This window comes from Lacipirellula sp., assembly GCF_965279485.1.
Taxonomy (GTDB): Bacteria; Planctomycetota; Planctomycetia; order Pirellulales; family Lacipirellulaceae; genus Lacipirellula.
In genome coordinates this window covers 1,435,259-1,458,669 of the sequence record NZ_CBDIIC010000001.1, presented here as the reverse complement: position 1 = coordinate 1,458,669, position 23,411 = coordinate 1,435,259, and the positions used below count along the sequence as shown (strand labels likewise).

Sequence of the window (23,411 nt, the reverse complement as noted above, 5' to 3'; positions counted from 1 at the left end):
CCACTTCTTACGCCAAGTCGCGGTCTTCGAAGAAGATCAGTGCCAGCAGGAGCGCTGCGGCGCTGTAGAGTGCACTGTAAAGCAGTGCCCAGCCAAGGTACGACAGCGGTACGCTGGTGGCGCCGGCGATGGCTCCCTCGATCTCGAAGTGGTCGAGCACCGGTAAGATCACTGAGAGCAACTTGCCGACGAATCGCACGAACACGATCTGGCCAGCCGCCGATTTGACGATTAGCGCGGCCAAGTGGCCCAGCACGAAAATCGAGCCGCAGATCACGAGGTTCGGCAGCATCGGCAGCCGCGTCGACACAGCGACGCTGATCGCCGCCATGATCACCGACTCGAGGAAGGCCAGGACGAGACCGGGGACGATTCGCACCACTTCGAGGTAGCACTCGGTCCATTCGGGCGTCGTTTTCGACGATTCGCGGGCGTCGTACACCACCTTGAACGACACCGTCAGCAAGAAGACGATGCCGAGGATGACGAACATCAGCACGATCGGCCAGATGATGCCGAGGAACTTGCCGATGATGAACTGACGACGGCCAACCGGTTTCGAAAGCACGGTTAGAGCCGTGCGGCCTTCGATTTCGTCAGCGACGGAGGTGCTCGCGGTCCACAGGGCCATGATGATCGCCAACACCTTGATGAACGTCATGCCGGAGGTCTTGAGCATCTTCACGTCTTCGCCGAAAGTGTTGTACGGTATGAAGACGGAGGCGACGAGCATCACGACGCCCACCAGGATGAGCATCGTGAACAACGGTTGGGCGACTGTTTCTTTCGCGGTGGCGGCGGCGATGACCGCCGTCCGCGGGGCTAGGAAACGCACGACTAGATAAAGCAGGTAGATGCCCACCGTGCTGGCCGCAGCGATCGGGATTGCGCGAACCTGCGGCGTCTCGACGTCGGTGTACATTTCAATCGAGACCTTCGCGGGCGAATCGCTCTCATTGGTGAGGTAGAGCGTCGTCACTTCGCCTTCGAACGCACGCGGCTTCGAGACGCCAGGCGCCCAGACGTAGGGCTCGCCGCCTTGGACCAATAGCAGCGGTTCTTGGAAGCCCTTCTTCGCCGCGATGTTCACGGCGACGTCTTGATCGCTGGTGAATGTGAAGCTCTGCAATTCGCTCGCGCGGAACGCGGCGGGGACTTCGACGTCGCTCTTTCGCGGGCCGACTTCGACCGTTTCGATGATCGGCTGGACGTCGGGAAGGCGTTTGAGCGACTCGATTATCTGGCTGTAGGGCATCGACGGACTCGCCAGCAGAGCGAGCGCAGCCATCGACATGACGACGTACGAGATCGGTCGCAGGATGCCTTCGCTCACGGCGTCGGCGATCGAGTGCGCGGCACGGCGGTTGACCAGCCACACGACGCCCCACATCAACAGCAGGATGAGCGCGCCAATCGTCACGCCGACTGCCAAGATCCAGATGGGTGTGAGCCAAATCGTCAGCTTCGACATATCGTTACCGAATTCCGGTGGAGATCAGTTGTGTTGAATCGCGGGGCGTCAAAGGCGGCGTTCGAGCGCTAGTGCCGAATGCCAAAATTAGTGAACTCGCCAATAGCTGGCCGCACGTCGACGGCCACGTTGCGAATTCGACCTTCCATCCGTTCCGTTACTGCCGCGAGGAAGCGATCGAGTTCGCCAGGCAATCCCTCGGCGATCAACTCGACGCGTCCGTCGGGCAAGTTCTTGACGAACCCGCTTACTTCAAACCCTTCGGCCAGTCTTCTCGTCGTCTCACGAAAACCGACGCCTTGGACATGGCCCGTGTAAATCGCCTGCCGTCGTTGCTGCGACGTGGGGCGGTGGGCAGACATGAGCCATGACGCCGTGTGTGATGAAGAGTCGGCGACCTTGCGAGTTGGAAGCGGCTGAAAGTGGCGAAACACCCCTTTCAACCGGAGTTTTGAGTATATCGGCGTGCTGGCAGCCGTTCCAGTCTTGACCCCCTGGCGGCGACTCAATACGCTCCGCCACCTATGCCGCACGACCGGATCATCCGCTGTATTACGATCTTTCTGGGGGCGTTGTTCGCCTCGGCCGGCGCCGGGCTGTTCGCGCAGCAGCCGGCTCAGCAGCAGACGCTCAGCGTTCTGGTCCTCAAGAACGGCAACGTGCTCACCGGTTCGGTAGTGCGGCAAGGCGAACATTTCCGGATTGAAAACGAGGGCTCGGTCCTGCAGGTTCCGGGGACGCAGGTTGAGATGGCGTGCGCCTCGCTCGTCGACGCCTACGAACAACGCCGGCAGCGTCGCGTCGGCAACGCGACCGACGCGCATCTGGAGCTCGCCCGCTGGTGCCTGCGGCATGGGCTGCTGGCGGAAGCGGCCCGCGAGATTCTCGATGCGCGGACCGACGATCCGGGGCACCCGGCGCTGCGAACTCTCGACTTACAGTTACAGCAAGGCTTAGCTGATGAAGCGAGCCGAATCGAACGGAGCAAGAACGCCGTCGTTCAAGCGGCCCACGCGGAGCAAGCTGCGGAGCCAGTTGAAACGAAGGAATTGCACATTGCCACGACGCCGGCGCTGCAGGAACAGTTCGTTCGCAGTATCCAGCCGATGCTGATTCACAGTTGCACTACCACCGGCTGCCACCACCCGAACTCGCGGCAGGAGATGCAGCTCGATCGCTGGGCGCTTGAGGGGAGCGGTATCCCGAAGCTAATCAGCAAAAACCTCGATCAGGTCCTTGCGCAAGTCGACGTGGAAGATCCCGCCAGCAGCCCGCTCATGCGGCGCGCTCGGCAAGCCCATGGCATGCGGAACGAACGCCTTTCGCAACCGCTCGCGCCGTATCAGACGGCGATCTTAATGGAGTGGCTGAACGAAGCGGCGGGAGTGAAGCCCGCCGCTGAGCAGGGCGGAGCGGAGATGAACAACCCCGCCGTAGCGCCGGCTGGCGCAGACTACGCTGCTGAGGGCGACGAAGAGCTGACTGACGCCATGCTCGATGAGCGTGCCCAGGAACTATTGGCCGGACGGAAGACGCGCACCGTGTTCACGCCGCGCGATGCGTTCGATCCTGAAATCTTCAACCGTCGCGCAGCTCGAGCCAAGGCAAAAACCGAGGCAGCTCCCGATACGAAAGCAGGCGAAGAGACGACGCACCGACAAGAGTACGTGCCCGATTCGGTTGAGCTCGACGCTATGGGGCCGGTGTCGGAAGAGGAGTTGGAGAGCCCTCCAGCGGAGGAGCCCAGTACTTATTGAGGTCGGCGGCGACAGCAGGCGATTTTTGCTTCGGCGGGTCGACCGTGTTGTAGACTTGGCCGTTGAATGCCGACCCCGCCCGCTGCAGGCTTCCTGAGCGCGGACCGCCGGGCACCGGCGACGAATAGTCGCCCACATCGCTGCACATCCGGCAACCGCTGGCTGCAAGCAGCACGGCGGCAGCCATGAATTTTCCACCCATGGCGGCGTCTCGCTAGCTCCCCTAAACGCCGCGCAGCGCGCGGCCCCCCGTTGGCATAGATCGGACGGAGCCGCGCGGTCCGATTAGGGAAACGGCGCCGAATGCAACGATCGCACCGCGCGCCCTGCGTGCTAGCAACTGCCGCCGGGCGTTTGAAGTCGCAGCGCGTGGTAGATTCGCGCGTCGGCGAGCGAGTGGGCCTCGAACCGCGCTCCGGGGAAGTGATGCGTTCGGCTCTGCCCATGCGGCACGGCAACGGCGTAGGAGCCCGACGCGACCGCGGCCTGCGTGCCGATCTGGCTGTCTTCCAGAATCATCATCTCCGCCGGCGCGACGCCATGCCGTTCGGCGGCGAGCAGGTACACGTCTGGCGCCGGCTTGCCGTGGATGATGTCTTCGCTCGTGAGAATAAAGTCGAACCGCGGCGCCAGATTGAACAACCCCAGCACTTTATCGACGAACAGTTTGCCGCTGCTGGTGGCAATGCCCTTCGGAATGCCTGCCGCTTCGAGCGAGGCGAGCAGCTCCAGCAGCCCCGGCATCGGCGCCAATCGCTTCGGCAGCAGACCGCCAAAAATCTCCGCCGACTCGGCCGCGAGTTGTTCGGGCGTGTCGTCGAGATCGTGCCAATCGATCATCACCGCGAGCGCGACGTTCGACTTGCGGCCCATCATCTCGTTGAGCAACTCGCCAGTGATTTGCTTGCCGCGTCGTGAAAGCAACGTGCCGCCGACCTCTTGATAGAGCTCTTCGGTGTTGAACATCAACCCATCGAGATCGAAGGTGACGGCACGCAGCGGTGGATTGGGGAGTTCGAGTTCGCTCATCGTTGCTTGTCTTAAAGTCTCACGCGAAGGCGCAAAGGAGAATGTCGCGAAACAATTTACGCCTTCGCGCCTTTGCATGAGATCTTATGTATTCCCATCTAGTCTTAATAATCGCCCACGCAGTTCTCCGAGCATAACGGCCGTGGCGCCCCATGCCGAGTGCCCTTCAACCCGCAGTTGGGGCGCGGCAAACCGCAGCGGGCCGCGCGTTACCTGCAGCGGCAGCTCTATGGGCGGGGCGAGCAGTTCTCGCAACGAAAGCCGCAATACTCGCTCGACCTCGCGCGGGTTCGGCTGCCAAGCCGGAACGTCAAGCGTCGCCGCCACGCAGGGCACGACCCAGGCATTGCTGGCGTAAACGAACTGCGGCATCAAGATACCGAGCCACTCCAGCGGCGGCCGCACGCCGAGTTCCTCATGTAATTCTCGTTCCGCCGCGACGAAGGGTGATTCGCCTGCTTCCATGAGGCCGCCCGGAAAGCTGATCTGCCCGCCGTGCCGCGATAGCTCGGCCGAGCGAACGGTGAGCGGCAACGACCACTCCGCTCCATCCCACGACAATACCACGGCCACCGCAGCGCCACGGGCGTCGCTGCGCGCGGGGCCCGCATGTCGACCGTAGCTTAGTTCGGGGGCGAACACACGGCTCCATTGCGGTTTCGCCGGGAGCATCAACTCGTGCGCAAGTAGCGTCGGTAGTTCGAGTTGTTCCCACAGCGGTCGACTCATGGCGCCGCCGTCTTCGGTTCGACGCCCGTTTCATACACGGTGTAGCCGCTCACGTTTGCGCTCGGATCGACGGGCGTCGCGAACACGATCGGCAGATCGAGCGGCGGATAACTCCGCGCGATCACGTGCGTGGCGTCATACTTCTCGGCCAGCTCGCGGACGCGCGGCGTGCCGAGCAGCTCCGGCGAGTCGAGCATGATCTTGCGGTCGCGCTCGTCGACGCTGTCGAGGTTCGGGTAAAGCTCGCGCATCCGGGCTCGCCATTCAACGACGCCGGCGGCATCTTGCGGCACGTCTTTGTTGCTGCCGACGTCGGCTCGCGAGGCATACCACTTGAACGAGTGCCCCCACCGTGGGATGAGGAACTTCGCATCGGCCGGGGTGTGTTCGTCGATCCATTGGCAAGCTGCTTGCCACGCCGCGGCGTTTTCGACCTGCAGCACGGCGGGGGGGAGATTCGATTGCCAACGCGCGTAGGTGATGCTTCCCAAAAACCAGACGGCAAACAACAGCGGCGCCGGCGCAACAATTTGCGAGAATCGCTTCCCGTTCCGCAGCATCGCGGCCACCCAGGCCGAGCCAAGAATCGCGATCGCGAGCGGCAACGCCACGTCAATTTGCCTGAACCAGTAATAGCGGAGTAACCGAGCAGCGGCCAAGCGATCGTGATCGAGTGACAGTTCAATCACGAGTCCGGCAACGGCGAAGGCGAGAGCGAGCATGGTAAACCGAATCAACCGGCGCGCCGCAGCCGGCGAATCGATGCCGCTGATCGCTTGGAACGCCGCGTCGCTCGCATGGCGTCGCCACCAAACCCAAAGCGAGACGAAGGCAACGACCATCCCGCCGAGCCAAGTAAGCCGCCACTGCACTTCCGCCGCGGGGAGCGACAGCGGAGCGAGATGGTGCGGCAATCGGTCGTAGACATAGATCTGCGCGGCCTCGGCGTTGAGGGCTGGATCAGTCCCTCGTTCAAGCGCGAGCGAGGGGAGCAGGCCGATGAGCGAAAGCAGGCCGCCGACGACGAGGCCAGGAAGAAGTTTGAGCAGCGGCGTTCGTTCTGCCCGCGGCTCGATAATCCATGTTGCCAGCGCGGTCAGCACGGCCCACGCGCCGACGAGCACGTGAAACACCGACGCTGCTCCGAACCAAATCCAAGGCCGGCGCCAGTCGCCGCGGACGAGCGCCGCCATGCCGAACAGGAACAGCCCGTACGCGTAGCACTTGGCCTCCACTCCGCCGACGACCCACTCGCCGGCGAAGTTGCGATTACCGTCGCGCAACAGCGCCACCCACAGGGCGGCGCCAAGCACTGAGGCCCACGGCACATTGACGATGCTCGTCGAAAGCCGCTGCCATCCGGCCGCGAGCAACGCCCACGCCGCGATCCGGCCAATCCAAGCGACTGCCGTGAGCGGTAGAAATTTCGTCAGCCAGCCGAGCGTCCAGTAGAAGGCCAGATGCGGATCAGCCGAGTCGAGGAACAGGTCGCCGGGGCAATAGCTCGCGTCCCAGTAATGCTTGGCCTTCGTGAGGTAGTGCGTCTCGTTAACGTGCGGGACCGCGGCGCCGCCGTCGATGAAGAAGATCAGCAGGACGAGGGTGAATTCGAACCATTGCCGGCGCGAATTCACTGGCGCGTTATGTTCGGACGCGGTCATGTCTTAGCAGCGGCGGTCCGATCGTTCTCACGATGTAGATTTAGCGAGCAGGCGAGTGGACGTTCAAATAGTAAATAGGCGTCGTCGTTCGCGACTGGTCACGAGAATATCCAAATTGCGCAGTCGAGGCTAGCCCGTTGCGTAAAACTTTCGAGCAAACGGCAACTTCCATCGCGTTTCTCTTCGTCTTTAATCAGAGTTATGGAATACTCCGCGTGGCAGTCGGCGGGACCTTAGTTGACGACGGTAAAGTTTTGATGAAGCCAAGAATTGTTGGTATGAATTCGCGTCTACTCTGCAGTCTTAAAATTGCCGCTTACGCAGTACTGTTTTTAGCCTGCGGCAATGGCTGCGGCAGCAAGCAGAATGCGATTGACGAACCAGCGCAGGCGCACATGAAAGTGCTGGGCTTGCTTTATGGAATGCATCAATCGGAATACGGCGCTCCACCGGCCAGCCAAGAGAAGTTCATTGCATACTTGCAAAAGTCGCCGGAAAACTGGAGCAAGATCGCTCCAAGTGCAGACCAGTTTCTGGCGTCGGTGCGCGACGGCTCGCCGCTCGTCGTGATCTATGGCAAGCCGCCTAAATCAGCAACCGTCAGTGAACCATGGATCGCCTACGAATCTAATGCAGTAGATGGCGAGCATCTGTTGACGAACGCCTTCGGGCACGTCGAATCGGTAAGCGAAGAGGAATTCAACCAGCTCATTCCAAAGTCATAGTTAGTAGGGTTCAATTATGTGCGAACGGAAACCTGAATTGCGCAAAGCTTTTACACTGGTTGAGCTTCTTGTCGTCATCGCAATTATCGGCGTCTTGGTTGCGTTGCTGCTGCCGGCAGTTCAAGCGGCGCGAGAAGCGGCTCGTCGCGCCGAGTGCACGAACAAATTGAAGCAAATCGGCTTAAGCGTTCAAAACTTCGTGTCAGCGAAGAACTATTTGCCGACTGGCGGCGGCGGATGGAATCCGAAAATCGAAGATTATTCTGCCAGTGGTCGACCCATGGGGTCGGAAAAGCAGGGGCTCGGTTGGGGTTTCCAGATTCTTCCCTACTTAGAGCAGGGGTCTGTGCAAAATATTACCACTACGGCGGATTTGAAGGCCACCGTCATGCCTGGCTACGTTTGCCCTTCTCGTGGCCGTGCTCCGAAAGCTCAAGACGTACTTGTTAGCCCACTGTTGGTGTTTGCGCTGGCAGACTACGTCGGCGCAACGCCCTGCGGCTATTCGGATCACACTCAGACCACTCGATATTATCCCTTGGGAACAGGTGCGAGTCCGCCGGCCGACAGCGACGATTTCCGCAAAATCCGCTTCTTCGGCGGCACCGACAGCCCGAAGTTTATTCGAGTCGTTCCCGACAATCGAATTTTTCTCGGCGCGATTTCCCGGACCCCTATCCGTCGCAACGAACAAACCGGGGTGTTCGAGGTTCCTAGCAATTCATTCGGCTTAGTGGAGATGAAGCATATTGAAGACGGCACGAGCAATACTATGTTGATCGGAGAGAAGTTCATTCGCCCCGACCTTTATGAGGCAAGTAGTTCGTCGGACGACCGCGGATGGACGGATGGTTGGGATCCCGACACGATGCGCTCGACCTGCTTCCCGCCCAAGCAAGATTCGCTTTCGGGTAACGAGAACAACAATCTTTGGGGAGCCAACGTCAACGTCGTGAACTTCGGTTCAGCGCACGCTGCCGGGTTCAACAGCGTGTTTGTCGATGGCTCGGTGCATCTGATCAATTATTCCGTTGATCCAATCGTCTTCGACAATCTTGGCGATCGCCGCGACGGCGAAGCAATCGATACCAGTGCTCTCTAGCCCTTTCGCAAGGTAGCCAGACCGGCGTCGGTCTGGCTATACTTGCCGGCAGTATGCTGCGACGATAAAGACTCGAGCTGGCGTCCCTACAACGCGTCCACCCAGGAGTCTTGCGATGAATTGCGGCAACCTGTTATTTCGTGCGCTGTCGAGTCTGGTTGCTCTCGCGCCCAGCTTCGCTGCGGCTGCCGACCGCCCCAACATCGTCATCATCGTCGGCGATGACATGGGGTACGCCGACGTTGGCTTCAATGGCTCGAAAGAGATTCCGACGCCGCATCTCGACGCGCTGGCCGCCGCGGGGACGAAGTTCACCAACGGCTACGTATCGGGACCCTACTGCTCGCCGACGCGGGCTGGGCTGCTCACCGGACGCTACCAAACGCGGTTCGGGCATGAGTTCAACCCTAGCGCCGCCAAGAGCGCGGGCTTGCCGCTGAGCGAACGAACGATCGCCGATCGCCTTCGCGGCGCGGGCTACCGCACGGGGCTCGTCGGGAAGTGGCACCTCGGTTCGTCGCCCGATCGCCACCCAAACAGCCGCGGGTTTGACGAATTCTTCGGCTTCATCGCCGGCGCCCACCCTTACTTGCCAGGGCAAGGGCCGCCGATCTTCCGCAATCGCGAAGCGGTAAAGGAGACTGAGTACCTCACCGACGCCTTGGGTCGCGAGGCGGTGGCGTTCATCGACCGGCATCAGAAGGAGCCGTTCTTCCTCTACCTCGCCTTCAACGCCGTCCACACGCCGATGGAAGCGCAAGAGGAGCGGATGGCAAAGTTCGCGCACATCAAAGATACGAAACGGCGCCAATACGCTGCGATGATGGCGGCGATGGACGATGCGATTGGCGGCGTGCTGGCTGAACTCGATAAGACGGGCCTGAGCGACAATACGCTCGTCTTCTTCTTCAGCGATAACGGCGGCCCGACGATGGCGACGACCGCGACCAACGGTTCGATCAACGCACCGCTTCGCGGCTCGAAGCGGACGACGCTCGAAGGAGGCGTGCGGGTGCCGTTCCTGGCAAAGTGGCCTGGCAAGATTCCCGCCGGTAAATCGTACGATCTGCCGATCATTCAACTCGACGCTACGCGGACGGCGCTCGTCGCGGGGGGCGCCGATCAGGCGGATGACAAGACGCTCGAAGGCGTCGACTTGCTGCCGCACCTCACCGGCAAAAACGCCGAGGCCCCGCACGAGGCCCTCTTCTGGCGGTTCGGCGAACAGATGGCGGTGCGGAAGGGCGACTGGAAGCTGGTGAAGTACGATCCGGTGGTCGACGGCGGCAAGAAAGGGGCGACCGATCTACGGCTCTACAACCTTGCCAGTGATTTGAGCGAAGAGAAGAACCTCATCGCCGAGGAGCCGGAGAAGGCGAAGGAGCTGCACGCCGCTTGGGACGAGTGGAACAAGTCGAACGTTCCGCCACTGTGGGGGCAGAACGAAGGGAAGGCGGAGGCGAAGAACAAGAAGGGTAAGGCGAAGCGCCGCGCCACTGCCGCAGCCGCGGAGTAGCGTCCCTAGCCCCGGGACCCGAAGTCTACTCAAATGTCGGCGCCGCCATGATGAATGTTGTGGCTCCCTCCCCCTTGAGGGGAGGGCTGGGGAGGGGGTGGAACCCTGGTACCCGCTGTCGCCACCCCTCCCTAACCCTCCCCCTCAAGGGGAGGGGACCGCAGGGTTTCATTTCCTACGTGCTTCAGCCGGACAGCTGTCGAATGAGCTTGTAAGCCCGGGTTGCGTAGTGTCTACCGGCGGTTCAACGACTTTTTCCTGTTAACCAAAATAAAACAGGCCCCGGCGGAGTTCGCCGGGGCCTGTTCGTTTTAGTAATCTCTTGTTCGAGAACTCGCGAGGATTAATCCTCGAGGTCTTCGAAGTTCGAAATCGTGTGGGTCATCCAGGCGTCGTCTTCCTTGACCGTTTCGCTCCAGACGCCGCGGAAGCACTTCAGCACTTCCAGGCCGGTGTGAACCTGGCTGATGATTTCGCCAGATTGCGAGCCCTCTTCCGGCTCGCTGCCGGCGGCTTCTTCGCCTTCGACGCTCGAGCGGATGCCGTAGTCGACCCATGGCGTGATCGCGTCGATCAGCGCCGGGAAGTCGAAGCCGACCACCACAGCCCGCGGTTCGTCAGCCGAACCGACCGGGAAGCTCTTCCACGGCGTCTCGGTGAGGATCCGCTCGGCCAACTCGGGCGAGCTGCTGATTGTCGCCACATGCTCGCCAACGCCGATTGCCAAGGCGATCTGGTCGTCGAGTTTGGCTTCGCTCGGAGCGGCCCAAGTGAAGATCGAACCGTCCGAAGCTTCCGTTTCTTCAGGCTCGGGCAATTCGAAGTCTTCCGGCACTTCGCTCTCGTCGAATTCCTTGAAGGCTTCGACCGCTTCTTGGGCGATTGACCAGTAAGCCTTGCCCGCTTCTTTCAGCTCGTCTGCGTCGCTGACGCCGAAGACCAGCGCGACCTCAGCCATGGGAAGTTCGACGAACGATTCAGGCATTTCGCCTTGCCACTTCTTGCTGGTGATATCGGCGTCGAGGACGAAACCGCCCTGGCCGTCTTCGAGCGCCGGAATCAGGTGCTCGCGGGTCGCTTCGTCGATCTTCACGAGGAGCGGCTTTACGACTTCGAGGACCTTTTCGGCTTGGGCGCGGTCTTCCTCATCCATTTCGGCAAGGCCGTAGCCTTCGAAGTATTCGATGCCTTTGCCGACCCACTTGGCGAGCAAGGCGTATGCCTCGGGGTCGTTCACGCCGCGGCCGACGAACGCGAACACCGGGTTGCCGCCAACGTGGTTGGTCAGTTCCAGCGGCAGCGAGCCGTCGAGGCGGGTGTTCTCGGCCCAGTTGTACGTGAAGGTTTCGAAGCCTTCTTCGGTCTTCAGCGTGCAGCCGGCGACGTCGCCGGGCTTCGGCAGGTAAGGCTTCAGGTCGTCGGCCAGCTCGACGATGTCTTCGCTAAGCTCGCCCTTAAGTTCGTCGTCAATGTCGTCAGACGCTTCGAGCAGCGTGCCGAGTTCTTCCGCGGCGTCGTCGAGATCGGCGGCCGACAGCATTTGGGCCTTCATGACGCCCTCGCTGATGTACTGCACGCCAACCAGGTCGCCTTCCTCTTCCTCGAGGTGAGGCAGCAGCGGCTCGAACGAGTCGGTTTCAACCAGCAAGTCGTTGTCTTCGTCGCCGAGCGTGGCGAGCTGTTCGGTCGATTCGCCGATCGAGAGAACGACGTAGCCGTTCCACACGCCGAGAGCGACGGCAACCTTCTTGTCGGAAATGATTTCCTTCAGGCTGTCGTAGGTCTCTTCGTCGATCTGCAAACCCGCCGGCTTTTCCTCCGGCCACGGGATGCTCGATCCGTCGAGGTTTAGCACGAGATATTCGACGTCGTTGATCGTTTCGCGCTTGAACTCGACTTCAGCTTCCGAGTTCTTCAGCGCCATCTTCACAACGACTTCCAAACGCTTGAGCTGCGTTTCGCCCGCGGCATTGTCTTTGACCTTGAAGGCCATGAGCATGTCGGGGATCGCGAGCAGCTCGGGATCTTCGGCAATCGCGTCGGCGACGGCCCTCACGCGGGCTTCGTTGGGGTCGATGTGCCCGCCGCCAGCGTTGATCGCTTCGATCATCGGCGCCAGGCGACTGCCTTGGACGATGCTCAGCAGTTCCATGAACTTCGGGAAGTCTTCGCCGGCGATGAAGACGACCTCTTCCGAGAACATCTCGCCGAGCAGCTTCGCGAGTTGCTGGTTCTCCGGCAGCTCCATCAGCTGCCAGAACATGGCAGCCGGGCCGTCCGGATTGTTGATTTGCATTTGGGCCATCTGCCAGCCCATCGCGACGGACGGAATCTCGATCAACTTCTTCCAGGCATTGCTCTCGGCAATGACGTCGATCTGCTCCTTGATCCGCAAGCTGCTGGTGTAGACGCTTGCGCTCGCCGGCGCCCAGTCGAGCGAGTTGCCGTAGTCTTCGTCGTCGGCGGCGAAGGTCGGCGCCGCGAGCATGAGTCCCGCGGCCAGCGCCGCGCTGCGCCCGAAGGCCGGCAGCAGTCGGCTGCAGAAGTGAACGGGGAAAGTTTTCATCGGTCCATCCTGAAGGTGAGTTACGACAATCAAGCCGTGAGTTTGGCTTCGCCCTAAGCGCAAGCCGGCACTGTAGTGCTGCCTCTGCGCGATTGCAACCTACATTTGCAGGCGCGCAGAAATAGCTCGGCAAGGGTAGCTTATTCGCCGTGCCACGGAAAAAATTGCCGGAATCCCTGAAAAACGGGCCGTTTTAGCCCAAGTTGGGGAACTCGCTCCGCAGCGAGCGATAGAGCCCCTGGAAGACCGGGAAGGCGTGGTCGTACGCCTTCCGGGCGCGGGCGTCGGGCTTGCTGCTCTCGGCCGTTTCGACGGCCGCGGCGCACGCCTGGCTGATGTCCTTGTAGTGCCCCGCCCCCACCGCGGCGAGCAGCGCGACGCCGTACGCCGGGCCTTCGTCGGCGGCCATCGCGCTGACGGCCTTGCCAAAGACGTCGGCCTGCATTTGCCGCCAGAAGGGGTTCTTTGCTCCGCCGCCGCCGGCGCGGACTTGCTTCACCGGGACGCCGAGGCCTTCGATGATCTCGAAGCTGTCGCGCAGGGCGTAAGTGACGCCTTCCAGAATCGACCGCACGATGTGGCCGCGGCCGTGGGCCAGGGTGAGGCCGATCAGCGCGCCTCGAGCATGCGGATCGAGGTGGGGCGTCCGCTCGCCGGCAAGGTAGGGGAGGAACTGCAGCCCCTCAGCGCCGGTGGGCGTGGCGGCCGCTTCCTTCACCAACTCTTCGAAGCTGACGGTCGGCTTGCGGGCGCCCTTCTTATCGATCGTGGAGCAGAGGGCGTCTTGGAACCACTGCAGCGACCCGCCAGCGGAGAGGATCACGCCCATCATATGCCACTTGCCGCGGACGGCGTGGCAGAAGGTGTGGAGTCGACCTTCGGGATCGAACTGCGGCTCGTCGCTGTGGACGAACACGACGCCCGAGGTGCCGATCGACGTGGCGAGGAGGCCCGCCTTCACGATGCCGTTGCCTACGGCCCCCGCCGCGCAGTCCCCGGCGCCGCCGACGACCTTGCACGCCGTCGTCAGGCCGAGCAGCTTGGCCGCTTCGGCGGTGAGCGTGCCGGTGACTTCTTCCGATTCGTAGCACTTCGGCAGCAGGCTGTTGTCGAGTTCCAGCTTATCGAGCAGCGGCTGAGACCAGCGGCGATGGACCACGTCGAGCAGCAGCGTGCCACTGGCGTCGCTCACTTCGGTGGCGAACTCGCCCGTGAGCCGACGGCGGATCTCGTCCTTCGGCAGCAGCACCTTCACCGTCTTCGCAAAGTTCTTCGGCTCGTTGTTGCGGAGCCAAAGGATCTTTGGCGCCGTGAAGCCGGTGAGCGCAGGGTTCGCCACCATTTGGATCAGCTTCGCGCGGCCGCCGGCGCGGGACTCGATCTCTTCGCATTCCTTAGCGGTGCGCTGGTCGTTCCAGAGCAGGGCAGGGCGGATCACTTTGCCCGCTTTGTCGAGGAAGACCGAGCCATGCATTTGGCCGGAGAGGCCGATCGCGGCTACGTCGCTCGGCTTGAGCTTGGCTTGCTTGACGACGGCGCGGACGACCTTGATCGTCGCGGTCCACCAATCTTCGGGATCTTGCTCGCTCCACAGCGGCTTCGGGTGAGCGCAGCCATAGTTGGAACTTGCCGAGGCGAGGATCTCGCCCTCGGGGGAGATCGCAAGAGCCTTCGTCCCCGAGGTGCCGACGTCGATGCCGAGGCAGACAGACATAAAGATCTCCGAGCTTTATCCAAGGCGCCGCAGAGTCGCGGCTCGTGATCAGTGTTCAACCAACGAAGAGGGGCGCAGCGGCCCGTTGGTGGACGAGTATAACTACCGTGCGAGTCGAGCGGCAGGCGGAACAGCGGCCGACGCAAAGTGACGGGCGGCGTGTGCAAAAAGGAAGGTCGCCGCAGCGAGCGGGGAAGGAGACGCGCTACTTCGCTTCAGGTTCCAGCGGCGAGAGAACTTCGCCGGTCTCGACGACCTGATACTTCCCGTCATCGAGGATCGCGACCTCCGAGCCGTTGAGCGTTGAGACGGTCGGCGGATCGGCGGTGACTTGCTCCAGGCCATTGGCGTCGACCTCGACGCGCAGCCGCTCGATGAACCGCAGTTTGATCTGTTCGCCACGCTCGGTAAGAGCGAGTCGAATACTCATCCGCTCGGTGAACATGCTCGACCCGTATCGCCGCCAGGGAAAACGGTAGTCTAGGTTGCCGGCGGGCGGATGTTAAGGTCTGGGCGGGAAAAATGCCGGCCGGAGCCGCGTCGCTCAAGGGTCGTACGGAGCGACGCGGCGCCCGACAGGCGGCGCCTGCGGCGAGGCTCGCAGATGAAGGTGCGAGAAACAATCCACGAGCCTGCTGCTGGCGTATTGGCCAGCACGAAGTCGTGCGGGCGTTTATGTCAGAGTAATTGCGAGGCATTGCTCGTCAAATTGGATGTTTAAAAATTAATTAAAGCGTTGTCGCCACTCCGTTTTGTGCGTGAAAACGTCCAGCAGCGAATTTTTTGGCGACCGGATCTCCGCACATTCCGCACAGCCGGAACCGCTACAGGGCGACGCAGGCCGTGGTCGCATTCCCTGGCGGGGCGAGGCGGCGGGGGGGTAGAATGAGCGACCCTCGCCCCTCCACCTGCATTCTCGATCGATCTCGCATGGCTGCATTTGTCGCTACCTCGCCGGCTGGCCCTTCGTCGCGCCGTTGGCTTTGCTCGTTGTTCGCGCTGGCGGCTATGGCACTCGCCGGATGCGGCGGAGGGGGAAGCGACCCGGCGGCCACGTCCGATCCGCAGGCCGAGCCGCTCACGCCGGCGCCGCTGGTGACCCTCACCGTGCAAGTGGCGGGCGACGTGAAGCTAGCTGAAGGCTTGCGGCTGCTGCGCGGCGAGTGGAAGGCTCGCACCGGCGGAGAGCTGAAAGTCGACAGCGTATCGCTGGAGGAGTTTCTCACGGCGGAACGGCTGGTCGGCGACGTGGTCATCTTCCCCTCGCGGCAGTTGGGCGCCTTAGTCGAGCGCGGCGACTTGCGGCCGCTGCGGGCGACAACGCTCGCTGACCCGGCGTTTGGATTGAACGATATTTTTCCGGCCATTCGCGAAGCAGAAATGAAGTTTGGCGGGCAGGTGTATGCGTTGCCGCTTGGTTCGCCGCCGTTGATGATTTTTTCGGAGTTCGGGGCCGCGTTGCCGAAGCCGGCTGAGTATCCGGTCGCGACGGCGCCGACTGACGGGCTGTCGGCAGCTCACTCGCTCATCTTGCGGGGGCTGGGCTACACTGAGTCGTACCGCCGCAGCGAAGCGCTCTTCGATCCTTCGAGCATGACGCCGCGGATCGCGGAGCCGCCGTTCGTGAAGGCGCTCGTCGAACTGACCGCTGCCAATGCCTCTCGCGGCGAGCAACCGCCGATCGGGGTTGCCGAAGCAATGCGCTTGGTAGGAAATGATGGGGCGAAGTCGACGCTAGGCTGGCCTAGCGCAATCGACGAGGATTTCGCCGCCGCCGATGGCGCGGCGCCACGCGACGTTGCCTTCGCGGCGGTCCCGCCGACGGCGGAGACTTACTCGCAGACGCGCGCCGGTTGGGAGCGCGAAACGAATCCGTCGGCCGTCGTGTTGCTTGGTGTTGAAGGGCGACTCGTCGGCGTGACCGCCGCCACGCGGAATGCCGTGGCGGGGTTTCAATTGGCCCAGTGGCTGACGACGGGCGACGTGGCGACGGGGCTCAGCTCGCGAAGCACGGGGACGCTGTGGTATCGGGCGTCGCAAGCGGGCGCCAGCGGCCGGTGGATGAAGAAACTGACCGTCGCGAAGGAGGCGGAGCCGGTGACGAAGCTCGTCGCGGCGGCCCTGGCCACCGAGGCGCCGACGCTGGTGCCGCGGATTCCGGCGATCGACGAGTACCTCAACTACCTCGCCGAAACGGTGCGGAAGGCGCCGGCCGACGAGGCGACAGCCACGGTCGCTCTCGAAGGGGTGGCGGCTAAGTGGGAGGAGATTACCGAACGCCTCGGCCGCGAGAAGCAGGCGGCGGCTTACCGGCGGCATTTGGGTGAGACGGATTGAGCCGGCTCACGCTCGAAATCACCAGCCTTGCTCGCGTCGCTTGATGTCGTGTCGCGTCTGGTCAGTTGCAAATCGCGATTTTAGGCGACACTAAGGTTTCGCTCTAAGTTGTTTTGACTCTTGCTATTGCGCTGTTCGCGTCGCGTGTCGTGTCGCTTTTAAGGCGACATTAAGCAGGATGTCGCGTCTGCTAATCAGACGACGAATGAGACGCGGATTTGGCGGATTGCCGCGGATCAATTTAGCTCGGTCCCGCATCGGCTGCAGCACCCCTTAGCGATTTGGGGGCTAGCGGGTTGAGTTTTCAAAGAGCGCGCACCGCCACCTTTGTGTTCGTTTGTATACTACAGCATCTGCTGGCCATTTTCAATCGCTTATCGTGGCAAATTAGCGGAGCGGTTGGGGCTCCGGTATTTCTCTGCGCTTTTGCGCCTCTGCGAGAGATTTCAGTGAGATCGATGTGGATGGGAGTGCTGGGCGCGACCACCGGTCGCGGCTTTTTGCGAGGCCGCGTGGGGCGGTGTTTTCGGCGCGATCCTTCAGCTCTTCCGTGCGGTAGTTTTTGAACTTCACCGCGCTCCTGGCCTTGGCCGTGCGCGGCTTGTACGATTCCACCCAAGGCAGTAGCCTGATGGGTTCTCTCTGTGCTGGCGCCGATCGCTTGGTGCGGCCGAAAACGACTAGAAATACCGCATGATTCGCAGCGCTTCCGACGACCAACGCATCGTGATCACGGGCATCGGCTTGACCGCGCCCAACGGCGACAACCTCGCCGACTATCGCGCTGCGCTCCTGGCCGGAAAGAGCGGCGTCGAGCCGTACAACATCCGCTACATCGGCGATACGCTCGCCGGGGTCTGCCACTTCAACGAGCTGAAGTATCAGGGGCGGAAAGATGTCCGTCGCGGGACTCGGGCCGGGAGTGTCAGTATCTACTGTGCCCGCGAGGCGGTGGCAGACTCGGGGATCGATTGGGAGGCGATCGACCGCGAACGGGTCGGTGTCTACATCGGCCTCACCGAACATGGCAATGTCGAGACCGAGAACGAGGTCTACGAGATCAGCCAGTTCAACTACGACACGAAGGTGTGGACCCACCACCATAACCCGCGGACCGTGGCGAACAACCCGGCGGGCGAGATCACGCTCAACATGGGGATCACCGGGCCCCACTACACGATTGGGGCCGCCTGCGCCGCGGGGAACGCGGGGCTGATTCAGGGCGCCCAGATGCTGATGCTCGGCGAATGCGACTTCGCGATCGCCGGCGGCGTGTCTGAGTCGATTCGGACGTTTGGGATCTTCGCCGGGTTCGCGAGCCAGGGGGCGTTGGCTAGCCACGCCGATCCGACGAAAGCGTCGCGGCCGTTTGATCGAGGTCGGAACGGCATCGTCGTCTCCGAGGGGGGCTGCATTTACACGCTCGAACGCTACGGCGACGCGACGCGGCGAGGGGCGAAGATCTACGGCGAGCTGGTCGGCTGGTCGATGACGAGCGACGCGACCGACTTTGTGTTGCCGAACCCGACGCAGCAGGCTCGCTGCATGAACCAGGCGCTCAAGCGGGCGGGGCTGAACGCGGAAGACATCGACATCGTGAGCACCCACGCCACGGCGACGCCGAGTGGCGACGTGCAGGAGTGCATCGCCTTGCGAACGGTCTTCGGCGAGTCGAAGCGGACGCACATCAACAATACGAAGAGTTTCATCGGCCACGCGATGGGCGCCGCGGGGTCGCTGGAGTTGGCGGGCAACTTGCCGTCGTTCCAGGATGGCGTCTGCCACGCAACGATCAACGTCGACGACCTCGACCCCGAGTGCGATTTGCCGGGGCTCGTGCTGAACGAACCGCGCGAGACGCAGGGCGTCGAATACATTTTGAACAATTCGTTCGGCATGCTGGGGATCAACTCGGCTGTCATTATTAAACGCGTTTAAAATCAACCATCAAAAAACAACCACCAAGACGCGAAGACACTAAGCAGGCCACTAAGCAACTTCGTGGATTTCCCTTCGTGTCTCAGTGCCTTCGTGGTTCAATACCGAGCGTGCAACGCAGTAAGAGTAGGAAGCAATAATGACCCGCGACGAAATCAAACTCGAAGTCCTCGACATTCTGTCCGACATCGCTCCCGATGAGGATTTGTCGCAGCTCAACGACGACCAGAGCTTCCGCGAGCAGATGGAGCTCGACAGCATGGACTTCCTCGACATCGTCATGGAACTGCGCAAGCGGCACCGGATTCAGATTCCGGAAGACGATTACGTCAACCTGGCGAGCATGACGTCGACGGTGACGTATTTGGAGCCGTTGATGAAGGATATTCAGAAGGTGTAGTGGGGGGAGTGGGCGGTCGGCGGTGGGCAGTAAAGCCCGCTGACCACTCGGCCTTACTGCCCACCGCCGACTGCCCACTGCCGACTGCTCTCTATGTACGACACCCTCATCATCGGCGCCGGGATGAGCGGCTTGGCCGCGGGGATTCGGCTCGCCTATTACGATCAGCGGGTCTGCATTGTCGAGCGGCACACGACAATCGGCGGGCTCAACGGTTTTTACCGGCTCCGCGGCCGTGATTACGACGTTGGGCTGCACGCGCTGACGAACATCACCCCGAAAGGCGCCAAACGCGGCCCGCTCGCGCGGCTGCTGCGGCAGTTGCGGCTTTCTTGGGACGACTTTGCGATCTCGCCGCAGGTTGGTTCTGAGATCGTCTTCCCGAGCGCGCGGCTGCGGTTCGACAACGATCTCGATTTGTTCCGCGCGGAGATCGCGCGGACGTTTCCGGCGCAGGTCGATAACTTTGAACGGCTCATTGCCGAGGTGGCCGAGTACGACGACCTCAATGAGACGCATGCCGCGATCTCGGCGCGAGAGCGGCTCAATGAACTCCTCACCGAACCGCTGCTGGTGGAGATGCTGTTCTGCCCGCTGATGTTCTACGGCTCGGCCCGCGAGCATGACATGGACTGGGGGCAGTTCTCGATCATGTTCCGCAGCATTTTTATGGAGGGGCTGGGGCGGCCGCATGCGGGGGTGCGGCTGATTCTCAAGCAACTTGTGCGGAAGTTTCGCGGCGTGGGAGGCGAGCTGAAGCTCCGCACCGGCGTCGAGCGGCTGCATGTCGAGGATGGCCGCGTGGCCGGCGTCGTGCTGCAAAATGGGCAGACGATCGAGGCGAAGCGCGTGCTGTCGTCAGCGGGTTGGCCCGAAACGATGCGGCTGTGCGATGACGGGCAAGCGGTGACCGCTCAACGTCCGCCGGGGCGGCTGAGCTTTTGCGAAACGATTGCGACGCTCGACGTCGAGCCGAAGCGGCTGGGGCATGATCGGACGATTACGTTTTACAACGACAGCGACACGTTCGATTGGAGCGAGTCGCACGAGCCGTGCGACTTGCGGAGCGGCGTCATTTGCAGCCCGAACAACTTTGAGTACGACGAGCCGTTCGATAAGGAGGGCGAAGGCGTGATGCGGATCACGGCCTTGGCGAACTTCGACTATTGGCGCGGCCTCGACGAGTCGACTTACCGGCTCGAAAAACTGAGGTGGTACGACCACATTACCGACTCGGCGGTCCGGTTCATTCCCGACTATCGCGGACGGGTGGTCGATACCGACATGTTCACGCCGACGACGATCGTGCGGTTTACCGGGCACGACAACGGCGCCATCTACGGGGCGCCGGAGAAGCAGCTTGACGGGCGGACGCATTTGGAGAATCTGTTCATTTGCGGGACGGACCAGGGGTTTGTGGGGATCATCGGGGCGATCACCAGCGGCATTGGCATGGCGAACATGCATTGTTTGCGGGACCAGTGATTCATTCCGCAAAAAGCCGCGACCGGTGGTCGCGGTGGCGAACCGCTTGATGCCCCGACCAAATGGCCGCGAGCAAATGCCCGCGACCACCGGTCGCGGCTTTGTGGACCTAATGCAGGTCAACTTGTGTTTCGCCGGAGAAGAGCGTCGTTGGGTCGCCGCGTTCGTCCAGCGATTTGGCCAGCATGACGATGGTGCGCGGAATTTTTCCTGTGAACGCGGTGCGCTCGCCGGCGATGATTTCTACCGGCTGATCGAGGTCGAGCATTTTATCGTTTAGCAAGACGGTTGCGGCCGGTACGTCGTCTGAAGTCAGTCGAATGGTTTGGCCGTCGATTTCCGCGCGGAGTTCAGCGCCGGCTTTTTCATTCGCTTCGTCGACGGCGAGCCAATAGAACTGTCGTCGCGTGACGTCGTCCTGTTTCCAGACGATGCGTTTGGGGAACGCGTTGCGCGTGAACTTGGCCATCCACTCGACCGCGACGGCGTCTTCGCGATCCATCCAATGGCCCTTGCCGGGATGGATCTCGACATGATGGCGATAGCCTTGCGGGTCGGCCTTTTGCAAATCGGCGAGTTTGTCGCGCCACTCGGCGGCGATTTTATTGCGATCGTAGGCGGCGTCGAGTTCGCCCATGTGAAGCGTGAAGGGAACGTTTCGCAGGCCGAGCGGCGACGTCTCGTTGGGGTGGCCGGCCATCATCGCAGCGGCGGCCCAGCGGTCGGCCATGCGGGGCGCCAGTTGGTAGACGCCGTCGCCGCCGGCTGAGTAGCCCATCACGTAAACGCGATTCGGGTCGACCTCTTCCACGATGATCATGTCCTCGATCAGTCGCTCGAATAAGCGATCGATGTGCGGTTCGTGCCAGAGGTTCCAGTTGTCCGTCGGGGCGCGGGGCGCCACGTACACGCCCTCGGCTGGTTCGTAGAGTCGTTGTTGGTTCTTCCACTGTTGGTCGTTGACTTCGGCCGGAGCGCCGCCGCCGCCGTGCATCGAGATGAACAAGCTGCGGCCGCTCGCTGGTTTTTTACCGAACGTTCGGTAGAAGATTGGCATCGTGTGATCGCCGATCGTGATGCTGCCGGAGGCGAGTTCGGCGGATCTTTCGGCATGCAGGCGACGACGCCAGTCGGTGATCAGCAGCTTGCGAGCACGTGCGGCTTCGGCTCGCGACAACGGCTGGTCGGCGAATGGCTGTTTGCTGATCGCTCCGCGTTGGCCGTCGGGCTCGGCGAGGAATTTGGCGAGTTGTTCGACCGCTGAGGATCCTGCGGCGGACGCCATCGGGACCGTCGCCACGAGGGCGAGCAGCCAAATTCCGCAGGTGCTGGCAACGCGGAGCATGTCGAGGCCTCGACGAAAAGCGGAGAAGTTCGCGGCGGGGCGTCGGCCGTGACTCGCGGCCCGTTTACGCCCCGCACGCAATGCGCTAGCATACAGGCTTCGTTGGGTTCCATCGACTGCTGCAGGGCGGTCCGCGACCGGCGGTCGCGGCTTTTTGTTGACGTTTTGTATTTGATATGGCCAAAGATTTTCTTAAAGACGCCCGCGATCACTACGACGTGGTCGTCATCGGTTCCGGTTTGGCGGGGCTGACGGCCGCGAATGTGCTGGCCCGCGCCGGGCGGTCGGTGCTGTTGCTTGAGCAGCACTATAAGCTTGGCGGCATGGCGACGTGGTTTAAGCGTCCCGGCGGGCATATTTTCGATATCTCGCTGCACGGTTTTCCGGTCGGCATGATCAAGAGCTGCCGGCGGTACTGGTCGCAAGAGATTGCCGACAGCATCGTGCAGTTGACGGGTATTCGGTTCGACAACCCGATGTTCTCGCTGACGACGACGTTCAACCGCGACGACTTTACGAAGCTGCTGATTGAAGAATTCAAAGTAGCGCCCGAGGCGGTGCAGGGGTTCTTCGATACTGCCCGTGGGATGAACTTTTACGACGACCAGCAGACGACGACGCGGCAGCTGTTCGATCGGTTCTTTCCGGGACGCGAGGACGTCATCCGGCTGCTAATGGAGCCGATCACTTACGCGAACGGCAGCACGCTCGAAGATCCGGCGATTAGTTACGGCATCGTGTTTTCGAACTTCATGTCGAAAGGCGTGTTCACCTTCGAAGGGGGCACGGACCGGCTGATTGGCCTCATGGAAGAGGAACTGAAAAAGAGCGGCGTTGATATTCGCATCAACTGCAACGTCGAGCACATCGACTGCACGGGCGGGCAGGTCCGCTCGGTGACGGTTAATGGGCGGACGATCAGCTGCGGCGCCGTGATGTCGAACGCGAACCTCAAGCAGACGATTTTTAATCTCGTCGGCGAGGAGTATTTCGACAAGGCGTTCGTCGACGATGCGCGTGAGGTGCGGCTGAATAATTCGAGCACGCAGGTGTACATCGCGCTGAAGCCGGACGACGTCATCGATGAATCGACGGGCGATTTGCTGTTCAGCAGCACGGCGCCGGTGTTTCAGACCGATTTGCTGCTAAGCCGCGACATTACCAGCCGGACGTTTTCGTTCTACTATCCGCGGACTCGGCCCGAAGGGCGGCCGCGGTGCTTGGTTGTTTCGAGCACGAACGCCCGCTACGAAGATTGGGCTAACCTGCCTGAGGACGAGTACGAAGCCAGCAAGCAAGACTTGTGCGAGACGACGCTCGACGCGCTCGACAAGTATGTGCCGAACATTCGCGAACGGGTTGATCACGTCGAGGCGTCGACGCCGGTGACGTTCAAGCATTACACGCAGCACATCGCGGGGGCGAGCTTCGGAACGAAGTTCGAAGGGCTCGCGGTGAGCCGGGCGATTCCGCAGCAGGTGAGCGGGCTGTTCCACGCGGGGAGCGTCGGCATCATCATGAGCGGTTGGCTGGGGGCGATGAACTACGGGGTGATCGTGGCGAATGAAGTTGATACGTGTTTGATGTCGCAGCATTCTTCCACATAAAAGTTTATTGAAAGGATCTCGCAGAGGCG

At 61.8% G+C, this 23,411-nt stretch carries 18 protein-coding genes; 9 read left to right on the top strand and 9 right to left on the bottom strand.

Annotated elements, in window-relative coordinates:
- Window positions 1-7: 7 nt before the first annotated feature.
- Both ACQY7R_RS06195 and ACQY7R_RS06190 read right to left on the bottom strand, forming a co-directional pair.
- Window positions 8-1,471 carry an ABC transporter permease gene (locus ACQY7R_RS06195; RefSeq protein WP_428304718.1) on the bottom strand — a complete coding sequence of 488 codons (1,464 nt, stop codon included), beginning with the start codon at window positions 1,469-1,471 and terminating at the stop codon, window positions 8-10.
- A 68-nt stretch (window positions 1,472-1,539) separates the two neighbouring features.
- Window positions 1,540-1,833 (bottom strand): acylphosphatase, encoded by a 294-nt coding sequence (locus ACQY7R_RS06190; protein ID WP_428304717.1) that lies wholly within the window; start codon window positions 1,831-1,833, stop codon window positions 1,540-1,542.
- Between the two features lie 162 nt (window positions 1,834-1,995).
- On the opposite strand from ACQY7R_RS06190, the gene ACQY7R_RS06185 reads away from it, so the two are divergent.
- Window positions 1,996-3,228 (top strand): hypothetical protein, encoded by a 1,233-nt coding sequence (locus tag ACQY7R_RS06185; RefSeq protein WP_428304716.1) that lies wholly within the window; start codon window positions 1,996-1,998, stop codon window positions 3,226-3,228.
- 333 nt (window positions 3,229-3,561) lie between these two features.
- Here the strand turns inward: ACQY7R_RS06185 and ACQY7R_RS06180 are convergent, their stop codons facing one another.
- From ACQY7R_RS06180 to ACQY7R_RS06170, 3 genes are all read right to left on the bottom strand, one after another.
- Complete coding sequence (locus tag ACQY7R_RS06180) at window positions 3,562-4,257, bottom strand: HAD family hydrolase (protein ID WP_428304715.1); 696 nt, start codon at window positions 4,255-4,257, stop codon at window positions 3,562-3,564.
- Between the two features lie 84 nt (window positions 4,258-4,341).
- The gene (locus ACQY7R_RS06175; protein ID WP_428304714.1) at window positions 4,342-4,986 is read right to left on the bottom strand and encodes an NUDIX hydrolase; all 645 of its coding nucleotides are present in this window, start codon (window positions 4,984-4,986) and stop codon (window positions 4,342-4,344) included.
- Window positions 4,983-6,647 carry a DUF6798 domain-containing protein gene (locus ACQY7R_RS06170; protein WP_428304713.1) on the bottom strand — a complete coding sequence of 555 codons (1,665 nt, stop codon included), beginning with the start codon at window positions 6,645-6,647 and terminating at the stop codon, window positions 4,983-4,985. The genes ACQY7R_RS06175 and ACQY7R_RS06170 overlap by 4 nt, the downstream gene beginning before the upstream one ends.
- A gap of 137 nt (window positions 6,648-6,784) precedes the next feature.
- On the opposite strand from ACQY7R_RS06170, the gene ACQY7R_RS06165 reads away from it, so the two are divergent.
- The 3 genes from ACQY7R_RS06165 (at window position 6,785) to ACQY7R_RS06155 (ending at window position 9,990) form a co-directional block, all read left to right on the top strand.
- Window positions 6,785-7,372 (top strand): hypothetical protein, encoded by a 588-nt coding sequence (locus ACQY7R_RS06165; protein ID WP_428304712.1) that lies wholly within the window; start codon window positions 6,785-6,787, stop codon window positions 7,370-7,372.
- A 37-nt stretch (window positions 7,373-7,409) separates the two neighbouring features.
- Window positions 7,410-8,474 carry a DUF1559 domain-containing protein gene (locus ACQY7R_RS06160; RefSeq protein WP_428304711.1) on the top strand — a complete coding sequence of 355 codons (1,065 nt, stop codon included), beginning with the start codon at window positions 7,410-7,412 and terminating at the stop codon, window positions 8,472-8,474.
- A 115-nt stretch (window positions 8,475-8,589) separates the two neighbouring features.
- Window positions 8,590-9,990, top strand: coding sequence for a sulfatase-like hydrolase/transferase (locus ACQY7R_RS06155; RefSeq protein WP_428304710.1), 1,401 nt, complete (start codon window positions 8,590-8,592; stop codon window positions 9,988-9,990).
- A gap of 343 nt (window positions 9,991-10,333) precedes the next feature.
- Here the strand turns inward: ACQY7R_RS06155 and ACQY7R_RS06150 are convergent, their stop codons facing one another.
- From ACQY7R_RS06150 to ACQY7R_RS06140, 3 genes are all read right to left on the bottom strand, one after another.
- A complete protein-coding gene (locus ACQY7R_RS06150) occupies window positions 10,334-12,556 on the bottom strand; it encodes a hypothetical protein (RefSeq protein WP_428304709.1) in 2,223 nt (740 codons plus the stop codon).
- Between the two features lie 193 nt (window positions 12,557-12,749).
- Entirely contained in the window at window positions 12,750-14,270 is a 1,521-nt protein-coding gene (gene xylB, locus ACQY7R_RS06145; protein ID WP_428304708.1) for a xylulokinase, read from the bottom strand.
- A 205-nt stretch (window positions 14,271-14,475) separates the two neighbouring features.
- Window positions 14,476-14,700, bottom strand: a complete 225-nt coding sequence (locus ACQY7R_RS06140) for a hypothetical protein (protein ID WP_428304707.1) — start codon at window positions 14,698-14,700, stop codon at window positions 14,476-14,478.
- Window positions 14,701-15,200: 500 nt separating this feature from the next.
- Between ACQY7R_RS06140 and ACQY7R_RS06135 the strand changes: the two genes are divergently transcribed.
- The 4 genes from ACQY7R_RS06135 to ACQY7R_RS06120 all read left to right on the top strand — a co-directional run bounded on the left by ACQY7R_RS06135 (window position 15,201) and on the right by ACQY7R_RS06120 (window position 20,430).
- Window positions 15,201-16,607 carry a hypothetical protein gene (locus ACQY7R_RS06135; protein ID WP_428304706.1) on the top strand — a complete coding sequence of 469 codons (1,407 nt, stop codon included), beginning with the start codon at window positions 15,201-15,203 and terminating at the stop codon, window positions 16,605-16,607.
- Window positions 16,608-17,300: 693 nt separating this feature from the next.
- Window positions 17,301-18,545 carry a beta-ketoacyl-[acyl-carrier-protein] synthase family protein gene (locus ACQY7R_RS06130; RefSeq protein WP_428304705.1) on the top strand — a complete coding sequence of 415 codons (1,245 nt, stop codon included), beginning with the start codon at window positions 17,301-17,303 and terminating at the stop codon, window positions 18,543-18,545.
- A gap of 139 nt (window positions 18,546-18,684) precedes the next feature.
- The gene (locus ACQY7R_RS06125; RefSeq protein ID WP_428304704.1) at window positions 18,685-18,945 is read left to right on the top strand and encodes an acyl carrier protein; all 261 of its coding nucleotides are present in this window, start codon (window positions 18,685-18,687) and stop codon (window positions 18,943-18,945) included.
- Window positions 18,946-19,038: 93 nt separating this feature from the next.
- Window positions 19,039-20,430: a phytoene desaturase family protein gene (locus ACQY7R_RS06120; protein ID WP_428304703.1), complete on the top strand. Its 1,392-nt coding sequence runs from the start codon at window positions 19,039-19,041 to the stop codon at window positions 20,428-20,430.
- Window positions 20,431-20,539: 109 nt separating this feature from the next.
- Here the strand turns inward: ACQY7R_RS06120 and ACQY7R_RS06115 are convergent, their stop codons facing one another.
- On the bottom strand, window positions 20,540-21,775 hold the full coding sequence (locus ACQY7R_RS06115) for a dienelactone hydrolase family protein (RefSeq protein ID WP_428304702.1): 1,236 nt from the start codon (window positions 21,773-21,775) through the stop codon (window positions 20,540-20,542).
- 176 nt (window positions 21,776-21,951) lie between these two features.
- Between ACQY7R_RS06115 and ACQY7R_RS06110 the strand changes: the two genes are divergently transcribed.
- Window positions 21,952-23,382, top strand: a complete 1,431-nt coding sequence (locus ACQY7R_RS06110; RefSeq protein WP_428304701.1) for a phytoene desaturase family protein — start codon at window positions 21,952-21,954, stop codon at window positions 23,380-23,382.
- The last annotated feature ends 29 nt before the right edge of the window (window positions 23,383-23,411 follow it).